This window comes from Herbaspirillum sp. DW155 (assembly GCF_037076565.1).
In the GTDB taxonomy this organism is placed as follows: Bacteria; Pseudomonadota; Gammaproteobacteria; order Burkholderiales; family Burkholderiaceae_D; genus Herbaspirillum.
Genome location: NZ_AP029028.1, coordinates 2905959 through 2925595 on the forward strand (window position 1 = coordinate 2905959; position 19637 = coordinate 2925595).

A 19637-nucleotide genomic window follows, 5' to 3' on the forward strand; every position below is an offset into this window, starting at 1 on the left:
AGGGTGATATCTGTGGTGAGAGCTGCCCTGGCGCTCAGGCCACCTGCGGATCGCCATCCTGCGGCAGTACCAGCGGCTGCGCCGGTGCGGAGGCGCTTTCCTGGCCGGCGACCGGATAGGGTACGTCGATGCCATCGACTTCCACCGCCACGTTCTCGGGCAGCATCACGATGATCTGGAAGGCCCGGAAAGCGGCGCCCTCTTCGCCATCCATGAAACGGATCTCGACCTTGCCGTGTTCACGGGTCACGAAGTCCAGCACCGCATCCATGCCCACGCCGCGTCCCGATACCTCGGTCACTTCGCTGCGGGTGGAGAAGCCCGGTTGCAGGATCAGGCGCGCAGCCTCGGCGTCGGTGAGCACCTGGTCGGCGCTGATGAGCTGCTTCTCGATACCGATCTGGCGCACCTTGTGCAGGGCCAGTCCACGGCCATCATCGGACAGGGCCATCTGGAACATGTCTTCCATCACGCCCATTTCCAGCTTGATGGTGCCGGCTTCGGGCTTGCCCCTGGCCAGGCGCTCTTGGCCGGACTCCAGGCCATGATCGACCGCATTGCGGATCAGGTGCATGAAGACGTTTTGCAGCAACGGCGAAGCAAAGCTGTGGACCACATAGCCGTTATCGTCGATCTGCACCACCGGTGCGGCCTTGCCGAGATCGCTGGCCAGCGCCGGCAGCGAATCGATGACCGGTGCCAGCACGCTCTCGATGGTCTCGGTGCCCAGCAGACGCAGGGTGCGGCGCACATCGTTGCGCACGGCCACCAGTTCGTGCAGGTTGGCGGTATTGACGTTCTCCAGGCGTTGCAGGCTGTCCTGGATGTGCTTGCGGTCGATGGTCAGGACATGGCGCTCGTAGCCCGCCAGCACCGGCTCCACTGCGGCAGTGGTGCCACGCGCCAGGGTGACGTCGTTGATACGGGCGTAGCGGTCGATGACCTCGCGCACCTGGGCCAGTTGCAGCAGCAGTTCTTCCTGATTCCAGACCGCGCCGCTGTTGGCGTGGCGCAGGTCGTCATAGTGCTGTTCGGCCTGGTGGACCACGTTGGCCAGGTGCAGCAGGCCATAGGTACGGCCATTGCCCTTGATGGTATGCATGTTGCGGAACAGCTTGGCGATGGCAAAGGCGGTGGCTTCCGGATTCTGGTAGACGATCTGCTCGTTCTCGTCCAGGAAGCGACGGGCGCTGCCGATGAAGTCGGCAAACTTGGCCGGGGCCACGGCGAGAATTTCGCCGATCATTTCCAGTTCGCGCTTCTGTTCATTGGCTTCGGCGGCCAGCTTGCGCAGCTCGGTCACATCGCGCACGCACAGCATCAGGCGGATCACCATGTCCTGCTCATCGGTGATCGGCGACCAGGACAGATCGAGGATCTTCACGCTGCCGTCGGCCATGGTCTTTTCGATTTCGCCGATCATCAGGTGTTCGTTGAAGGTGAAGTTCATCACGTCTTCACCGATACAGGCGCCGCCGATGGCTTCGATCTGCGAGAGCGTATCGGCCCCCAGGTTGGTGTTGGCGAAGACCAGTTCCATCACGTCGCGGCCGGCGATATCGGTGGTGTCGAACACCGTTTCCAGGAAGGCCGAGTACTCCGGATGCACCTTGTTGCCATCGACGATGGTGAGGATGCCCTGCGGAATGTTCTGCAGCATGGCCTGCATGTCGGCGGTCTTCTGGCGCACCTGGGCCGAGGCTTCTTCGATCTTCTCGACCATGCCGTTGAAGGCGACGATGGAGTGGCCCACCTCATCCATGCGCTGCACCGGCAGGCGGCGGGTGAAGTCCTGGCTGGTGGCGATCTCGCCCATCATGGCGGCCATGCGGCTGATCGGGCCGGTGATCTGGCGATACAGCAGCAAGCCAATCCCCCCCAGCAGCAGCCCCGCCAACACCGTGACCAGGCTGATGGTGGTAGTGGTCTGTGCCAGCTTGCCGTTGAGCGAGGCAATGGCGTTGTCCTTGAAGCGGTTCTTTTCGATGCGCAGGGTGTTGATGATGCCTTCCAGCTCGGTCTGGTACTGCATCACGCCGCCGAAGAACTGCGCCTGGGCGATCTCGTTCTTGCCGGCCAGCTTGAACCTGGCGGTGGTGTCGATGGCGCCGAAGTAATTGTCCAGGCTTTCCTTGGCCTGCTCGATCAGGCCGCGCTGGGCCACGCCTTCAGCCTGCTGCGCCTGGGCGGTCAGTGCTTTTTCCAGGACCGCCTTCTTCTCCGCCAGCTTGTCGTTCTCCTGCGCGACCAACTGATTGTCGGTTTCGTTGACCATGACCATGGCGGCCAGCTGCACGTCCTTCAACTGCCCCATCAGGTCGGCCGACGCCAGCACGCTGGGCATCACACCTTCCGTGACCGAGCGCACTTCCACGGCGCTGCTGCGGGATTGATACATCGCGTAACCGCCGATTCCGGCAATGGCGATGAAGGTAAGCATCACCAACAGGGTGATACGCATGCGGATAGTCATGAAAGTCCTCTTGAGGTGGAGGTAAAACCGGCTAGAAGTTGCCATTTGGTTCAGTTTCCCCCACAAAAACTGAACAAATGAGCAGCCGGTCTGGTAGCGGGGCGCATTGTTGCACTGAAGTATTACTGCTGCGTGACAACACATTTTTACCTTTCATCACAAGCGGCCGGCTCGCATTCCGCGCTGACACACGCCGGGCGGCGGGCGACAGCATCTTCCTACATCAGCTTGGGGAGCTGTCCGATGGGCCGGTACGGGCGAAAGGCCTAATGTGAAGTTCCTGGCAGTTCGCGCTCATCGCGGACGTGCTGTCCGTCCCGCTTTTCATTTGTCCAGTTGAACAGGAGTCCGCATGCCCAGCCACCATGACCGCCAGCGATGAGGAGATGAACATGAGCGACAAGATCCCCCTGCCCGAAGACACCACCGAGGCCACCGAAACCGGCATGGACCAGCGCAAGCCACAGCCGCTGCCGCACGATGCCGTGCAAGGCCGTAGCGACCCGCCGGGCAAGCACCCGCGCGGCGGCGCGGAGGAAGAAGAGCACCCGCTCTCGGTCGGCAAGCCCTGATCACACGAGAACAAACCATTTCCATCACTTCGTCTCGCGGAGGCCCCGATGTCATCACCCACTGTCCAGGATCGCGCCCAGCCCGGCTTGTTGCAGCCCGGCCGCAATTGCTGGCGGCGGGAACATGCAGACCGCTTCAGGCTGCTCATCGACGCCGCCGATTATTTTCGGGCCCTGCGCACGGCACTGCTCAATGCGCGGCGCAGTGTCTACATCCTGGGCTGGGACATCGACAGCCGCACGGTGCTGGTGCCGGGTGTCACCGACGACGGCATGCCGGCGCAACTGGGCGACCTGCTGCATGCATTGGCCGAACGCCAGCCAGACCTGCACCTCCACGTTCTGAACTGGGACTACGCCATGCTCTATGCGCTGGAACGCGAATGGATGATGGCCAGAAAGCCCGGCCGTCCACGCAACAAGCGCCTGCATTTCCGCACGGATGCACGCCATCCGGTGGGCGCCTCGCATCATCAGAAGATCGTGGTGATCGACGACAAGCTGGCCTTCGTCGGCGGACTCGACCTGACCCGCTGCCGCTGGGATACCCCGGAGCATTTGCCCGATCATCCTTTACGGCGCGATCCCGATGGCCGGCCTTATGCGCCCTTCCACGATGTGCAGGCCATGGTGGATGGCGACGTCGCCCGCGCCTTGGGCGAACTGGCGCGCCGGCGCTGGAGCCTGGCCGGCTACGCCGAATGCCGCGTACCGGTGCCGCACGCCCTGACGCTGCCTGCTGAGGATCCCTGGCCGCAAGACGTGCAGGCGGACCTGTGCGACCTGTACGTGGGCATCTCCCGCACCGAACCCGCCTATGAAGACCGTGCGGGTGTGTTCGAGGTGCGCGAACTGTATCTCGATGCCATTGCCGGTGCGCGGGAGTGTCTGTTCTTCGAGAACCAGTATTTCACCTCCAACGTTTTGTCCGAAGCCATCGGTGCACGCCTGCGCGAATCGCAAGGGCCGGAGGTGGCGGTGATTTCGCCGCAGACCCAGAGCGGCTGGCTGGAGCAGGCCACCATGGGGGCGCTGCGCGCACGCATACACCATCGCCTCAAGAGTGCCCTGGAGAATCAGGGCCGGCAGGCCGATGCGCGCTATCAGATGTATTGTCCGCACCTGCCGGGCCTGGAAGATGGCTGCTGCCTGAACGTGCACAGCAAGGTCTTTGCCATGGATGACCGTCTGTTCTCGGTCGGTTCGGCCAACATGAGCAACCGCTCCATGGCCTTTGATACCGAATGCAATCTGACGGTGGAGGTCCAGGGCGATGCGGCCAAACAGGCCGAGATCCGCAGCGCCATTGCCTTGATGCGCAACCGCCTGCTGGCCGAGCACCTGGGCGTGGCACCCGGCGACGTGCAGGCGGCCCTGCAACAGGAGCGCAGCCTGCACGCGGCCATCGCGTGCCTGCGCCAGCCCGAGCGCCGCGAATTGCGCCCCCTGGACCCGCGCCTGATTCCCGAACTGGATGCATTGACTCAGGACAATGCCGTCTTCGACCCGGAACGCCCCATCAGTCCCGATGAAATCGTCGATGCCTACGTGCCGCGCAGCGCCCGCAAACCGGTGCCGCGCCGCATGATCGGCCTGGGCGTACTGGCCGTGGCGCTGGTGGCCTTTGCGCTGGCCTGGCGCTTCACGCCGCTGCGCGAATGGATCAATCTGAGTTCGCTCATCGCACTGGCCCGCAGCGTCGACCAGATGCCCTTCACCCCGGCCATCGTGATCGCGGCCTTCGTGGTGGCGGGCATGTTGATGGTACCGATCACGGTGCTCATCGCGGTAGCGGGCGTGGTGTTCGGACCCGTCAATGGCGGGCTCTATGCCGCAGCCGGCGTGGGTTTGAGTGCCCTGCTCGGCTTTGGCCTGGGACACTGGCTGGGTCATGATGCCCTGCGCGACATGCTGGGCCCGCGCATCAACAACCTGAGCCGCCGCTTCGCCCAGCGCGGTATCGCCGCCATGGCCGTGGTACGGCTGCTGCCCATTGCGCCCTTCACCGTGGTCAACGTGGTGGCCGGCGCTTCGCATCTGGGCTTGCGCGACTACCTGCTGGGCACCCTGATCGGCATGGCACCAGGCATCGTGTTGACCGTGGTCTTCTCGCACAACCTGGCCGAGGCAATCCGCCATCCCAGTCTGCAGACGGTGCTGGTGCTGATCGCGGTGACGGCCGCACTGATGCTCATGGCCTTCGGACTGCAAAAGCTGCTCAAGCCGCGTGCGACAAAAAACGGCAAGTCATCCGCAACGCCGCCGCGCAAGAACAATTCGCCCGCATCGGGAAACACGGAGACCAGCCAGCGCCACGATGACGACATGGCGCGCGTCAGTGCGGAACACGCGGAGGCAAGACAGGCCTGATGACTTCCGCCCCCTTGTCCCGCGCACCGCAAGCGCGACAATGCGCGCATGACCATGCGGCACCGAAGAAGCCCGCCGATACCGAACTCGTCCTCACGGGCGATGTGCCCTTGCGCGGCCTCGCCCCCTGGCCGCTGACGGTGGCGACCTACAACATCCATAACGCGGTCGGCACCGATGGGGTGTTCTCGCCCCAGCGCATTGCCCAGGTGCTCCAGGAGATCGGGGCAGATGTGGTGGCGCTGCAGGAAGTACCGCTGGGCGGTATTTCTCAGCCGGACGTGCTGGCGCTGCTGCGAGAGGAAACGGGGTTCTTCGCCGTCGAAGGGCCGACGCTGCAAAGCGAACACCGGCGCTATGGCAATGCGGTGCTGAGCCGCTATCCCATCCTGGCCAAGGAGAGCATCGATCTGTCATTCGGCAGCCGCGAACCGCGCGGGGCACTGGATGCCGATATCGATTGTCACGGTCACATGCTGCGGGTGATCGCCACCCACCTCGGCCTGAAGCCCGCCGAGCGGCGCGCCCAGATCAAACGGCTGTTGCAGGCCTTCGATACCGACCAGGCAGCAGTGATCCTGATGGGTGACGTCAATGAATGGTTCATGTGGGGACGCGCCCTGCGCTGGCTGGTGTCGCACTTCGAGGCGGCACCGGCGCCGCGTACCTTTCCCTCGCGCTGGCCGCTCTTTGCGCTGGACCGCATCTGGATCAGCCCGCGCCAGCGCCTGCAGCAGGTGTGGGTACACCGCAGCGCGCTTGCCCGCGTGGCCTCCGATCACCTGCCACTGGTGGCGCATATTGCTGGCTGAACAGCGTACCGCCGCGACGGCTCAGCCTGCGCTGCGCTTGCCGCTCCACAGCTTGACCGCCAGCGCGATCCAGATCAGCAGGAAGATCATGTTACCCGGCAACCAGATCATCTGGGTCCAGACATAATCCTGCACCCACATCGTGACCGCCGCGCTGCAGTCGCACATCTGCCCGCCATAGAACAATTCGCCGTCGCTCATGGCGCTGACGAACTGCAACCAGAGAAATCCCAGCAGCAGCGGAATAGCGACGAAGCCGCTCAGACACCAGCGGCGCGTGGTGCGATAGCGCCGGCGGTGTTGCTCGCCGCGCGCCCGGGCGTCGCCGCCCCGGCCTGGCTGCATTGCGTTGCTGTGCATGTTTTCCCCTTGCACTGGCATATGTTGCATGTGTGGTCTGCCCCTGTGTTGCCGCCGCGCCGTCATGACGACGCCCAAGTGCGCAGCGGCAAGCATGAACCAGCCTCCCGCGGCGGGAAGTTGGCGATATCTGTCCGGATCAACGTGGATTGGAACACGCCGGCCTGCACCGGCGCGCGGGAACAAAACAGACCACCTGACGCGCAGGTGGCTCGCATTTCCCCGTGGGCTGTCCTCCGCACCCTCTGCGGAGGAAGAGATGGATTTTCGTCGTCAGTAGGCGCCGTCTGCTGGCGCCTGCAGGCCACCCCGGCTGCCCGGAATGCCTGATTTTTGACGCAAAAGTTCACTTACCCAGAACCAATACGATACGTTTCGTCTCGGATTCTAGGTGCAAACAATCACCTGCTCAATAAAATTTACGCTTGTTGTGGCGAAACTTTACCCTGCGTAAAGATGGTTTGAGGCAACGCGATGCTGCCCAGGACCAGCTTCAGTTGGGACTGAATCTGGCGCTCGTCGATGTCGGCGCTGCCGGTCAGCAGACGCTGCAGTACAGGGGCGTACAGCAGATCGAAGACCAGGTTCAGGTCGGCATCTTCCCTGAACTCTCCGCATTGGGCACCACGGCGCAGCACATTCACCAGCGCCAGCCGGCGCGGTTCCAGGTAATTGTCATTGAAGATGCGCTGGCTCTCGGGATCGAACTGCGCCAGGGCAATCATCTCGCGCACGACCCGGCCGGACTTGCCGCGCAACAGTTGGGACAGTTGCAGCATGTGGGTCTGGATGTCTTCACGGGCAGAGCCACTGTCGCCGATGGGGGGCAAGGGTTCCACCACACGCAACAAGGCCTCCATGGCCAGGGCGCTCTTGTTGGGCCACCAGCGGTAGATGGTGGCCTTGCCCACGCCCGCGCGCGCAGCCACGCCTTCCAGGGAAAGCTTGTCGAAACCGATCTCCTCGAGCATCACATAAGTGGCATCGAGGATGGCGTCATGGCTGACGGCATTCCTGCGGCGACCGGTGGCCGGATCGGAGATGAAGGTGAGAGAAATGATGTGCTCCAGATGACAAAGGCATGTTTTCCGTCATTGATAACGGCATGCTTTTGGACAACTTGAGCGATTGACAGCAAAAAAATGAGGATTTTTACGATAAAAATTGTCAATGCGGCATCATTTTGCGGCTATGGCGTCCAAGGGGCGCCCAAAACGCTCCAGGCGCGGCTTGAAGAACTGATCCGCATCCAGTGAAAAAGCGATGCGACGCGTGCGTCCCATCAGCTCGCTACGGGCGAAAAAGCCGAAATAGCGCGAATCCATGCTGTTATCGCGGTTGTCACCCAGCATCAGGTAGTGGTCCTCCGGCACCACCACCGGGCCGAAGCTGCTGTGCAGGCTGGGATGTCCCTCGGAGAGGCGTACCAGATGGTTCATGCCATCGAGCTTTTCGTCGCGGTAGCGCGCCTGATCCGCGCCGTCGCCGCTCTCGGGCGGCACCTGGGCCGCGCCGTAGCGGGCGGCGCGGCCATTGATGAAGAGCACGTTATCGCGCAGCTCCACCACGTCGCCGGGCAGGCCGATGATGCGCTTGAGCAGCAGTTCGCCGGCCTGGCGCGAATCGATCGTCACGATGTCGCCGCGCCTGGGCTCGCCCAGGCGCATCAGGCTGATGTGCGTGAGCGGCAGGCGCAGGTCATAGGCCGTTTTGTCCACCAGGATGCGGTCGCCCACCATCACGGTCGGCAGCATGGAGCCGCTGGGCACGACGTTGTAGTCGGCAATGGCGCTGCGAAACACCACCATGAGCGCAATGAAGGCCAGCAAGCCCTTGTTGCCTGCTACCAGTTTTTTCACAGTGGAGCTCATCATGATGAATTCGTATTGGCCATATTCGAAGAGGCCACCATGCTAAACGAAATCAGGACCATGCGGGCCGCGCCGAACGCAAGGGCGAGGCCGGGCGGTCCCAGGCCATCTCCGCCTGGCCCAGGCTGAGCGGCCCGAGCAAGCGCCGGGCCGTTCCCCAGGCCGTCATTTCCTGATGCGGGTGCAGGTCGGCCGGCGTCTCCCCGGCGAGCTGCGGCTGCCCGGATGAGGCGGCATGAGCCGGATGAGCGGCCAGCAGGCAGGCGGTGCGGGCCAGCGACAGGCGGTATTGGCTCCCGGCCCCGTCGGTCTGGCGCAGCGTCAGTCCGCGCACGGCGGCGGCAGCCATGAGATAACCGGTGGCGTGATCCAGTGCCTGGACCGGTAGCGGCACAGGCTTGTCGCCGCCGGCGGCGCGCATGCCCGCCTCGGCAATGCCGCTGCTCATCTGCACCAGACTGTCGAAGCCGCGCCGTGCAGCCCAGGGGCCGCTCCAGCCGTAGGCGTTCAACGCCACATCCACCAGGCCGGGGTTGAGCTCGCGGCGGCGCTGTGCGCCCAGCCCCAGCCGCTCCAGCGCATCGGCGCGGTAGCCATGCACCATCACGTCGGCCTGCCGCAGCAGGTCTTCCAGGACAGCGCGGTCGGCGGGCCGGCGCAGATCCAGTCCGGCGCAGCGCTTGCCCAGCGTCATTTCCGGGACCACGCCCGGTTCGTCCCAGTAGGCCGGGTCGATACGCAGCACATCGGCACCGAAGCCGGCCAGGAAACGCGTGGCGGTCGGGCCGGCCAGCACGCGCGTAAGATCCAGCACGCGCACCCCGGCCAGTGGCCGTGCGGGGTCGATCCTGCGCGCCGGCACGGCGGCGCCCGCGAAGAACTGGCGTGCCACCAGCGGCTCGCTGGCCACGGCTGCCCCTTGCGGATGGCTGGCCCATTGCGCGTGGCTGCGCATCTGGGCAGCGCAGCCGCCGTGCGCCACCACTGCGCTTTCCAGTTCTGTCGCCTGCCAGCGTGCCACGGCGTGCGCAACGTCCTCGCGCGCGGCGCTCTGCGCATCCAGCCCCAGTGCGGCCAATGCCGCCGCACGATGATGGGGGGCATTGGTATGCAGGCGTATCCAGCCGTCGGCAGCGCGGTAGTCTCCCGCCACCGCATCCCACAAAGGCGGCGGTGCCCAGCCCTGGGGACGCAGGCTGCTGCTGAACCACATCGCCGCCAGACGGCGGTCACACACCACTTCCGGGCGCGCCGCGCCGCCGCTGTGGACCAGGCCGGCCAGCGCCAGCCCGGCTGCGGCCACCGACGCCTGGGCCAGGTCGGTGGTGGCAAACACCGAGGGCAGGTCGCCCTGCCCCACCAGCCTGACGGCGGCGGGTTCATCGGGATGACCGTCGAGCGCGCTCCAGATCAGTTGCAGCATGGTCTGGGCAATGGAACGGGATGTCATGGCGGGCCTCGTCAAGCAATGCGATGCAAGCAGGATACTAGCCTTGAATTAATCGTCAATATTGATTACTTTAATCAACTTATCGATCCCTTCATCTTCATCTATTCCGTGAGCCGCTACCTTTCTTCATCCCAGGCCGCCACCCTCTTGGGCGTGTCGCGCCAGACGCTGTACGCCTACGTCAGCCGTGGCCTGCTGCACGCGCATCCCGGCGGGCAAGCGCGCGACAGCCGCTACCTGGCCAGCGAGGTCGAGCGCCTGGCGGCCAGCCGCAGCCGCGGGCGCAAGCCGCGCGAAGTGGCGCGGGCGGCGCTGGACTGGGGCTTGCCGGTGCTGGAATCGGCGCTCACGCTGATCGAAGACGGCCGGCTCTACTACCGTGGCCGCGACGCCGTAGCGCTCAGCGCCACGGCCAGCGTGGAAGAAGTGGCGGCACTGCTGTGGGAGTGCGAGGTGGCCGACGCCTTCGGCGACACGCCCCCGTCCATGCCCAGCGAACTGGCTGCAGTACAGGCCCAATGGACGCAGGGTCGCGCTGAACAGACCCTGTTACCGCTCTTCGCACTGGCCTGCGGCACCGACATCGGTGCGCAATGGCGCCTGCCGCTGCCGCGCCGCCTGGCCAGCTGCGGCGAACTGGTGCGCCGCCTAGCAGCCTGCCTGCTGGGCAGTGCGCCCTCCACGGCCCCCTTGCACCTCCAGTGCGCCCGCGCCTGGCGCCTCGATGAGGCGGGTGCCCAGCTGGTGCGGCGCGCCCTGGTGCTGTGTGCCGACCATGAACTGAATGCGTCCGGCTTTACCGCCCGCTGCATCGCCTCCACCGGGGCCAGCCTGCAAGCCGCCGTCATTGGTGGGCTGGCCGCCCTGTCCGGCCCGCTGCATGGCGGTACCACGGCACGGGTCGACGCCCTGCTCGATGCGCTGGACGCGCATGCCGACCCGGCCGCGAGCGTGCGCGAACGGCTGGCGCGCGGCGATGAGCTGCCCGGCTTCGGGCACCATCTCTATCCGCAGGGCGACGTGCGCGCCATCGCCCTGCTGGACACCTTGCTGCCTGCCCATCCGCGCTGGCAGCAAATCATCGACGTGGTGCGCGAACTGACGGGTCATCCACCCTCGGTGGACTTTGCCATGGCCGCCCTGCGGCGGCATCTGCGACTGCCGCCGGGCAGCGCCTTTGGGCTGTTCGCGCTGGGGCGCTCGCTGGGATGGATCGCCCATGCCCTCGAACAGGGACGCAACGGCAACCTGATCCGGCCACGTGCCGCCTATACCGGAATACGCCCTGGCTGACAAAATTGTCATCTTGATGTCAGCCTCGTGTTGAGGGGCAACATTTACATTAGCGCTGTAAGCCGAGGTCGACCGTGAGCGCTGAGGGGCGCTGCCAGCCGGCCGGTCCTTCATCCGCAAGCCATCTCCGTGAGCCCTATGGTCGTCCCGTTTCGCCGCGTCGCAGCCAGCGTCAGTCTTCGTCATTTCACTCATCCCCCCCACAATTCCCCCTTCCGCGCCAAGAAGGGAATGACGGTGCTGGCGCTGGCCGCGCTGCTGGGCGGTTGCGCCGTCGGCCCCGACTATGTGCGTCCGGCCATGGAGCTGCCCCAGGCCTACAAGGAGCAAGGCCCCTGGAAAGTGGCCGCGCCGCGCCAGGTCGATGACCGCCAGCGCTGGTGGGAAGCCTATGGTGATCCCGTCCTCAACGACCTGATCGCCCAGGCCAACGCCGCCAACCAGACCATCCAGCAAGCCGCCGCCCAGTATCGCCAGGCCCAGGCCACCGCCGCCGTGGCGCGCGCCAGCCTGTGGCCGACCGTTGGCGCGCAGGCCGGTGCCACGCGCGCGCAAACCAACACCAATGGCGTGCAGCGACTGGGCAACACCTACACCGTGGGTCTGAACGCATCGTGGGAAGCCGATCTCTGGGGGCGCATCCGCCGTGGCACCGAAGCCGGCGACGCCAATGCCGAAGCCAGCGCCGCCAGCCTGGCCGCCGCCCGCCTGACGATCCAGGCCACCCTGGCCCAGGACTACCTGCAATTGCGCGTGACCGACCTGCAAAAGGATCTGTATCGCCGCACCGTTGCGGCCTATACGCGCTCGCTGCAGCTGACCAGCCATCAGTACCAGGCCGGTACCGCCCTGCGCTCGGACGTGGCGCAGGCCGAGACGCAATTGCGCGCGGCCCAGGCGCAACTGATTGATCTGGAGGCCACCCGCAACCAGCTGGAACACGCCATCGCCATGCTGATCGGCAAGGCGCCCGCCGCCTTCACTCTGGCACCGCTGCCGGCCGCCGACGCCAGTGACGAGGCCATGGACGCCAATGCCCGGCGCCTGCAAGCGAGCCTGCCGCAGATCCCGGCAGGCCTGCCTTCGGACCTGCTGGAGCGCCGCCCCGACATCGCCAATGCCGAACGCCTGGCCGCCGCCGCCAATGCCAACATCGGCGTAGCGCGGGCAGCCTACTTCCCGACCCTGACGCTCTCCACCAGCGGCGGCTACAGCAATGCGTCCTTCGCCGACCTCTTCAATACGCCCGGCCGTGTCTGGTCGCTGGGCGCGGCGCTGGCCGAGACCCTCTTCGACGGCGGCGCGCGCAGCGCCCGCAATGACGCCGCCGTCGCGGCCTACGACGCGGCCGCCGCGCAATACAAGCAGACCGTGCTGGCCGCTCTGCAGGATGTGGAAGACAACCTCTCCACCCTGCGCGTGCTGGATCAGGAAAGCGCCGTCCAGGCCCAGGCCGTGCAATCGGCCCAGCTGGCCGAACGACTGGCGATGAGCCAATACCGCGCCGGCACGGTGACCTATCTGTCGGTGGTGACCAGCCAGGCGACGTCGCTGACCAACCAGCGCAGCGCGGTGACCCTGCTGGGCCGCCAGCTGGTCGCCAGCGTGGCGCTGATCAAGGCCACCGGAGGCGGCTGGCAAGCCGGACAAGCCGATCCGGCCAGCCAGCAGGCCCCCACGGCGGCGCGCTGAGCGGCGCACAGACTATTTCGAATCCAACGTGACACTTCCAGGACGAGTTTCAGGCATGACCACCTCACCCAACTCCCCAACATCCCCCAACGCTCCCCGGCATCCGCGCACACCGCGACGCTCCACCCTGGCCATCGCCGTGGCAGCCGCCCTGCTCCTCGCCGCCGGCGTGGCTGGCTGGTCCACCATGCAGCGCGCCAGTGCCGCCGACCAGAGCACGGCCAAGGCCGCCCCGCCGGTGGCGGTTTCGCTGGCGCGCGTGCAGGAACGCGACCTGCCGCTCTACCTGGCCGGTGTGGGCACCGTCACGGCCAATGCCAGCGTGGTGGTCAAGACCCGCATCGACGGCCAGTTGGACAAGGTGGGATTCGAGGAAGGTGAAGACGTCAAGAAAGGCCAGTTGCTGGCCCAGATCGACTCGCGCGCCTTGCAGGCACAACTGGCCCAGGCCGAAGCGCAGCGCGCCAGGGATGCCGCCAACCTCATGAATGCGCGGCTGGACCTGCAGCGCTACACCACCCTGCGTGGCCAGGACGCGGCCACCCAGCAGCAGCTCGATACGCAAAAGGCGCTGGTGGCGCAGCTGGAAGCCACGGTCAAGACCGATGAGGCGCAGGTGGCCTATGCCAGGGTGCAACTGAGCTATACCACCATCAACGCTCCCATTTCGGGCCGCGTCGGTGCGCGCCTGGTCGATCCGGGCAATATCGTTCATGCGGCAGACACTACCGGTCTGGTCGTGATCAACCAGATCGACCCGATCACCGTGGTCTTCACCTTGCCCGAAGAAGCCGTGGTCAGCATCAACCGCGCCCAGCGCAACAGCCAGAAACCGCTCAAGGTGATCGCCGCCGCGCGCGACTCGCAGGAAGTTCTGGCCACCGGCAAGCTGGTGCTGCTGGACAACCAGATCAACACCAGCAACGGCACCGTGCAACTGAAGGCGCGCTTCGACAATGCCGAGCACAAGCTGTGGCCGGGCCAGTACGTCAACGCCCGCCTGGTGATGAACAGTCATGGCAATGCCCTGACCGTGCCGGCTGCGGCCATTCAGCGTAACCAGCAAGGCACCTACGTCTACGCCATCGACCAGGAAGACAAGGCCAGCATGCAACCGGTCAAGGTCGACCGCATCCAGGATGGCATCGCCGTGCTGGCTGCAGACAGCGGCGTCACGGCCGATCAGCGGGTGGTGATCGACGGCCAGTACAAGCTCAAGCCGGGCAGCCGCATCGTGGAGAGCAAGCCGCAGCCGGCCAAGGGGGCTGCCCCCGCTGCCCCGGCTGCCGGCACTGCCAACGCTGAGGCGAAAGGAAGCACCAAGTGAGCGTCTCCGCCGCCTTCATCAAGCGTCCCATCGGCACCACGCTGCTGGCCATCGCCATTCTGCTGGTGGGGATTGCGGTCTGGCCGCTGCTGCCGGTGGCGCCCCTGCCGCAGGTCGATTTCCCGACCATCCAGGTCACGGCGCAATTGCCCGGGGGCAGTCCCGAGACCATGGCCTCCAACGTGGCGCAGCCGCTGGAGCGCCAGTTCTCGCTCATCGCGGGCCTCTCGCAGATGACCTCGCAGAGTACCCTTGGCAGCACCCAGATCACCCTGCAGTTCGACCTGAACCGCAACATCGATGCGGCCGCGCTGGACGTGCAGGCCGCCATCAACGCTTCCACCGGGCAGTTGCCGTCCAACCTGCCCAATCCACCGACCTTCCGCAAGATCAACCCGGCCGATTCGCCCATCATGATCATGTCGGTGCAGTCCGATGCGCTGCCGCTGACGGTGGTCAACGACTATGCCGACAACATCCTGGCCCAGCAGATCTCGCAGATTTCCGGCGTAGGCCTGGTCAACGTGAACGGCCAGCAAAAGCCGGCCGTGCGCATCCAGGTCGATCCGGCCAAGATCGCTACGCTGGGCATCAGCCTGGAAGACATTCGTGGCGTCATCGCCACCACCACCGTGAACCAGCCCAAGGGCACCGTGGATGGCGCGCGCCAGGCCTTTACCGTCTATACCAACGACCAGTTGCTCAAGGCCGACCAGTGGAGTGACATGGTGCTGGCCTGGCGCAATGGCGCACCGATCCGGGTCAAGGACATCGGCGTGGCCATCGACGGTCCGGAAAACAACAAGATCGCCGCCTGGGCCTTCGCCGGGGCCGCCAACAGCTCCGAGCACACCATCACCAATGGCCGCTCCATCGTGCTGGCCATCACCAAGCAACCCGGTGCCAACGTGATCGAGACGGTGGGCCGCATCAAGGCCGCCATGCCGCGCCTGCGCGCCGCCATTCCGGCGGCCATCCAGGTCAATACCCTGATCGACCGCACCCAGACCATCCGCGCCTCGGTGGAAGATGTGGAATTCACGCTGGTGCTGACCATCGCGCTGGTGGTGATGGTCATCTTCGTGTTCCTGCGCAACGTCGCCGCCACGCTGATCCCCTCGGTGACGGTGCCGCTGGCCATCATGGGGACGGCCGGGGTGATGTACGTGGTCGGCTACAGCCTCGACAACCTGTCGCTGATGGCGCTGACCATCGCGGTCGGCTTCGTGGTGGACGATGCCATCGTCATGCTGGAAAACATCTACCGCTACGTCGAGGAAGGCATGTCGCCGCTGGAGGCCGCGCTGAAGGGCGCGGGCGAGATCGGTTTCACCATCATCTCGATCTCGGTGTCGCTGGTGGCGGTGTTCATTCCGCTGCTGCTCATGGGCGGCATCGTCGGCCGCCTGTTCCGCGAGTTCGCGGTGACGGTCACGCTGACCATCGGGGTGTCGGTCATCATCTCGCTCACCCTGACGCCGATGCTGTGCTCGCGCTTCCTCAAGAACGAACATGGCCGCCAGCACGGCAAGCTGTACCAGTGGTTTGAGCGCTGCTTCGACGCCATGCTCAATGGCTACAAGCGCGGGCTGGACGTGGTGATGAAGCACCAGTTCATTACGCTGATGAGTTTCCTCGCCACGGTGGCCCTGACGGTGGTGCTGTTCATCTTCATTCCCAAGGGTTTCTTCCCGCAACAGGACAATGGCGTCATCGTCGGTTTTGCCGAATCGGCCCAGGATACGTCCTCCGCAGCCATGCAGGAACGTCTGCTGAAGGTCGCCGACGTGGTGCGCCAGGACCCGGACGTGATCGGCTTTGCCATGAGTGCCGGCTCGACCACCTTCAATACCGGACAGTTCTTCATCGCCCTGAAACCCAAGGATGAAGGCCGCACCGCCAATGCCGACGAAATCATCACGCGCCTGCGTCCCAAGGTCGCCAAGGTGCAGGGCGTCAACCTGTTCATGCAGGCCAGCCAGGACATCAACGTCGGTGGCCGCCTCTCGCGCACTCAGTACCAGTACACCATCACCGATACCGATCTGGATGAACTGAACGTGTGGGCGCCGCGCATGCTGGAGCGGTTCCGCCAGTTGCCGCAGCTGACCGACGTGGCGTCCGACCAGCAGAACCAGGCGGCCGCCGCCGTCATCACCATCGACCGCGCGCGCGCTTCCAGCTTCGGCATTTCGCCTTCGCTGATCGACGCCACCATCTATGACGCCATCGGCCAGCGCCAGGTGGCGCAATACTTCACGCAGATCAACAGCTATCGCGTCATTCTCGAGGTGACGCCGCAATTGCAGAAGGATCCTGCACTCTTCGACAAACTCTACCTGACCTCGCCGGTGACCGGCCAGCAGGTGCCGCTGTCGACCTTCGTGAAGGTCGATACCACCAAGACCTCCTATCTCTCGATCAGCCACCAGAGCCAGTTCCCGGCGGTGACGATTTCCTTCAACCTGGCCAAGGGCGTGTCCCTGGGCGAGGCGGTCGATGTGATCCAGAAGACCAAGGACGAAATGGGCGTGCCCCAGACCCTGGTGGGCAACTTCCAGGGCACGGCCAAGGCCTTCGGCGATTCGCTCTCCTCGCAGCCCTATCTGATCGCAGCGGCCCTGATCGCGGTCTACATCGTGCTGGGCCTGCTCTACGAGAGCTACATCCATCCGCTGACCATCCTGTCGACATTGCCCTCGGCCGGTGTGGGGGCGCTGCTGATCCTGATGATCGGCGGCTATGACCTGTCGGTGATTGCGTTGATCGGCATCATCCTCTTGATCGGCATCGTCAAGAAGAACGGCATCATGATGATCGACTTCGCCCTCACCGCCGAGCGCAACCAGGGCATGAAGCCGGAAGAAGCGATCTACCAGGCCTGCCTGCTGCGCTTCCGCCCCATCATGATGACCACCATGTGCGCCCTGCTCTCGGGCCTGCCGCTCATGCTCGGCCACGGCGCCGGTTCCGAGCTGCGCCGGCCGCTGGGCTATGCGATGGTGGGCGGCCTGGTGCTGTCGCAGGCACTCACGCTCTTTACCACGCCGGTGGTCTATCTCTACCTGGACCGCGCGCACTACTGGTATGAACGCAAGAAGAAGGCAAGGCAGGAACGCAAGGCGGCGCGCCTGGCGCAGGGGCACTGAAGCACTGAAGCACTGAAGCACCGAGGTACCGAGGTATTGCGTCATCCTCATTCCTATTGAAAAGCCGGGAAAGGTAGAATCCCGCATGGGCGCGCGCCGGGAGAGTTTCCCGGCGCCGCCGGTGGAGACCGCATGAAGATCCTGATAGTCGAAGACGAGCAAAAGATGTCCGAATACCTCTGCAAGGGCCTGACCGAGCAGGGTTGCGCGGTCGATGTGGCCTTTAACGGGGTCGATGGTCAGCACCTGGCGATCCAGCATGACTATGACGTCATCGTGCTGGACGTCATGCTGCCGGGCATGGATGGCTTTGCCGTGCTGCGCTCGCTGCGCACGGTCAAGCAGACCCCGGTCATCATGCTGACCGCACGCGACAGCGTGGAAGACCGCATCAAGGGCCTGCACGACGGCGCCGACGATTACCTCATCAAGCCCTTCTCCTTCCTCGAACTGCTGGCACGCCTGCAGGCACTGACCCGCCGTGGCCGCGTGCAGGAAGCGCCGCAACTGCGCATCGGCGATCTGCAGATCGACCTGATCTCGCGCAAGGCCTACCGCGGCGGGCTGCGCATCGACCTGACTGCCAAGGAGTTTGCCCTGCTGGCCGTGATGGCGCGGCGCCAGGGCGAGATTCTGTCCAAGACGGCCATTGCCGAGCTGGTCTGGGACATGAACTTCGACAGCAATACCAACGTGGTGGAAGTGGCCATCAAGCGCCTGCGCGCCAAGATCGATGCACCGTTCGAGCAGAAGCTGCTGCACACCGTGCGCGGCATGGGCTATGTGCTGGAGCCGCGCGCCACCTCCGACGTCATCGATGACTGAGACCCGACCCACGCCGGCCGCCCCCGCCAGAAAGCGCCGCCTGCCGCTGCGCCAGTCCATCACTGCGCGCCTGGTACTGATGTCGGCGGCCTCGGCGCTGCTGATCTTCGCGGTGGCCGGGGTGGTGCTCTACACCGTGCTCAAGGGAGAACTGCTGCGCCATGAGCGCGATGCGCTCTTCACCACGCTCAACGACATCAGCTACCAGATCGAACGCGCCGGCAATACGGAGCGCTGGGCCCGGGTACAGATGAAGCTGTCCACGCTGTCGCAGGCGGACCAGCATGTGTTCTTCTGGATCGCCAGCGACGATCCGCGCTTCACCTATGGCGACCTCGCGCGCCTGTCGCCGTCCGCCATCAGCCATGCCGATGGCAAGCAGGTCGGCCGCCTGCATCTGCCGGGCCATGCCTATCCGCTGCACATCATGACGCGCACCCTGCCAGCCTTCGAGGACCGGCCGGAAGTGCGGGTCACGGTTGGCATCGATGGCGCGCCCTACTTCGAGATGCGCCGCACATTCCTTCTCGCCACCACGATCTCCTCGCTGCTGGGCATCGTGCTGGCGGTCATCTCCAGCTACTGGATCGCCCGCGCCGGCCTGGCGCCGCTGCGGCGCATGTCGGCACGCGCCCAGAGTTTTTCGCCGCGCAAGCTGTCGGCGCGCATGCCGGTGGAAGCCTTGCCGGAGGAGTTGTCGGTGCTGGCCGATGCCTTCAATGGTGCACTCGAACGCATCGAACAAGCCTATACGCAACTCGAAGCCTTTAACGCCGATGTCGCCCATGAACTGCGCACGCCGCTGGCCAACCTGATCGGCGAGACCCAGGTGGCGCTGGCGCGCGAACGCAGTGCGGGCGAATTCAAGGACGTGCTGCAATCGAATCTGGAAGAGCTGGACCGCATCCGTTCCATCGTCAATGACATGCTCTTCCTGGCCCGCTCGGACCAGGGCGAGGCCGCCACCGCACGGGTACCGGCCAGCGTGGCCGAGGCGGTGCAGAAGACGGCGGATTTCTTCGAGTTCGTGCTCGATGACACCGGCATGAGCATCACCATCGCCGGCGACCTCGAGGCCACGGCCACCATGGAAACAGCGCTGTTCAAGCGCGCCCTGACCAACCTGATCCAGAACGCCATCCAGCATTCGCCCCAGGGGGCCCAGTTGCGCATCGACATCGCCGCCGGCGAGGAGATGGTGAGGGTGGCCGTCACCAATCCCGGACCGGCCATCGACGAACAACACCTGCCGCGCCTGTTCGACCGCTTCTACCGCGTCGACAGCGCGCGCCAGGACATCAACGGCAGCCACGGCCACGGCCTGGGCCTGGCCATCGTCAAGGCGGTGGCGCGCATGCATGGCGGACGCGCCTTTGCCAGCAGCAGCGGCGGATACAACACCATCGGCTTTACCATCGCGCGCCAGTGAGACTGGCGCACTTC

The 19637-nt window shown here is 65.1% G+C and carries 14 protein-coding genes; 9 read left to right on the top strand and 5 right to left on the bottom strand.

Features of this window, described 5'->3' with window-relative positions:
• Window positions 1-34: 34 nt before the first annotated feature.
• Window positions 35-2473 carry a HAMP domain-containing protein gene (locus AACH55_RS13355; protein ID WP_338715010.1) on the bottom strand — a complete coding sequence of 813 codons (2439 nt, stop codon included), beginning with the start codon at window positions 2471-2473 and terminating at the stop codon, window positions 35-37.
• Window positions 2474-2865: 392 nt separating this feature from the next.
• Here AACH55_RS13355 and AACH55_RS13360 point away from each other — a divergent pair, with 392 nt between their 5' ends.
• The 3 genes from AACH55_RS13360 to AACH55_RS13370 are packed head-to-tail and all read left to right on the top strand — an operon-like array spanning window position 2866 to window position 6227.
• Window positions 2866-3045, top strand: coding sequence for a hypothetical protein (locus tag AACH55_RS13360; protein ID WP_338715012.1), 180 nt, complete (start codon window positions 2866-2868; stop codon window positions 3043-3045).
• A gap of 48 nt (window positions 3046-3093) precedes the next feature.
• Window positions 3094-5415 carry a VTT domain-containing protein gene (locus AACH55_RS13365; RefSeq protein ID WP_338715013.1) on the top strand — a complete coding sequence of 774 codons (2322 nt, stop codon included), beginning with the start codon at window positions 3094-3096 and terminating at the stop codon, window positions 5413-5415.
• Complete coding sequence (locus AACH55_RS13370) at window positions 5415-6227, top strand: endonuclease/exonuclease/phosphatase family protein (RefSeq protein WP_338715015.1); 813 nt, start codon at window positions 5415-5417, stop codon at window positions 6225-6227. Before AACH55_RS13365 ends, AACH55_RS13370 begins: the two co-directional genes overlap by 1 nt.
• Window positions 6228-6248: 21 nt before the next feature.
• Here the strand turns inward: AACH55_RS13370 and AACH55_RS13375 are convergent, their stop codons facing one another.
• From AACH55_RS13375 to AACH55_RS13390, 4 genes are all read right to left on the bottom strand, one after another.
• Window positions 6249-6587 (bottom strand): hypothetical protein, encoded by a 339-nt coding sequence (locus tag AACH55_RS13375; RefSeq protein ID WP_338715016.1) that lies wholly within the window; start codon window positions 6585-6587, stop codon window positions 6249-6251.
• A gap of 419 nt (window positions 6588-7006) precedes the next feature.
• Complete coding sequence (locus tag AACH55_RS13380; protein WP_338720291.1) at window positions 7007-7657, bottom strand: TetR/AcrR family transcriptional regulator; 651 nt, start codon at window positions 7655-7657, stop codon at window positions 7007-7009.
• Between the two features lie 108 nt (window positions 7658-7765).
• Window positions 7766-8458 carry a signal peptidase I gene (gene lepB, locus AACH55_RS13385; protein WP_338720293.1) on the bottom strand — a complete coding sequence of 231 codons (693 nt, stop codon included), beginning with the start codon at window positions 8456-8458 and terminating at the stop codon, window positions 7766-7768.
• A 52-nt stretch (window positions 8459-8510) separates the two neighbouring features.
• The gene (locus AACH55_RS13390; protein WP_338715017.1) at window positions 8511-9908 is read right to left on the bottom strand and encodes a CoA transferase; all 1398 of its coding nucleotides are present in this window, start codon (window positions 9906-9908) and stop codon (window positions 8511-8513) included.
• 108 nt (window positions 9909-10016) lie between these two features.
• Here AACH55_RS13390 and AACH55_RS13395 point away from each other — a divergent pair, with 108 nt between their 5' ends.
• From AACH55_RS13395 to AACH55_RS13420, 6 genes are all read left to right on the top strand, one after another.
• Entirely contained in the window at window positions 10017-11201 is a 1185-nt protein-coding gene (locus tag AACH55_RS13395) for a citrate synthase family protein (RefSeq protein WP_338715018.1), read from the top strand.
• A 138-nt stretch (window positions 11202-11339) separates the two neighbouring features.
• Window positions 11340-12893 carry an efflux transporter outer membrane subunit gene (locus AACH55_RS13400; protein ID WP_338715019.1) on the top strand — a complete coding sequence of 518 codons (1554 nt, stop codon included), beginning with the start codon at window positions 11340-11342 and terminating at the stop codon, window positions 12891-12893.
• A gap of 55 nt (window positions 12894-12948) precedes the next feature.
• A complete protein-coding gene (locus AACH55_RS13405) occupies window positions 12949-14220 on the top strand; it encodes an efflux RND transporter periplasmic adaptor subunit (protein ID WP_338715021.1) in 1272 nt (423 codons plus the stop codon).
• Window positions 14217-17369, top strand: coding sequence for an efflux RND transporter permease subunit (locus tag AACH55_RS13410; RefSeq protein ID WP_338715022.1), 3153 nt, complete (start codon window positions 14217-14219; stop codon window positions 17367-17369). The genes AACH55_RS13405 and AACH55_RS13410 overlap by 4 nt, the downstream gene beginning before the upstream one ends.
• Window positions 17370-17501: 132 nt before the next feature.
• Window positions 17502-18194, top strand: a complete 693-nt coding sequence (locus tag AACH55_RS13415) for a heavy metal response regulator transcription factor (protein ID WP_338715023.1) — start codon at window positions 17502-17504, stop codon at window positions 18192-18194.
• Window positions 18187-19623 carry a heavy metal sensor histidine kinase gene (locus AACH55_RS13420; protein WP_338715024.1) on the top strand — a complete coding sequence of 479 codons (1437 nt, stop codon included), beginning with the start codon at window positions 18187-18189 and terminating at the stop codon, window positions 19621-19623. The genes AACH55_RS13415 and AACH55_RS13420 overlap by 8 nt, the downstream gene beginning before the upstream one ends.
• Window positions 19624-19637 lie beyond the last annotated feature (14 nt).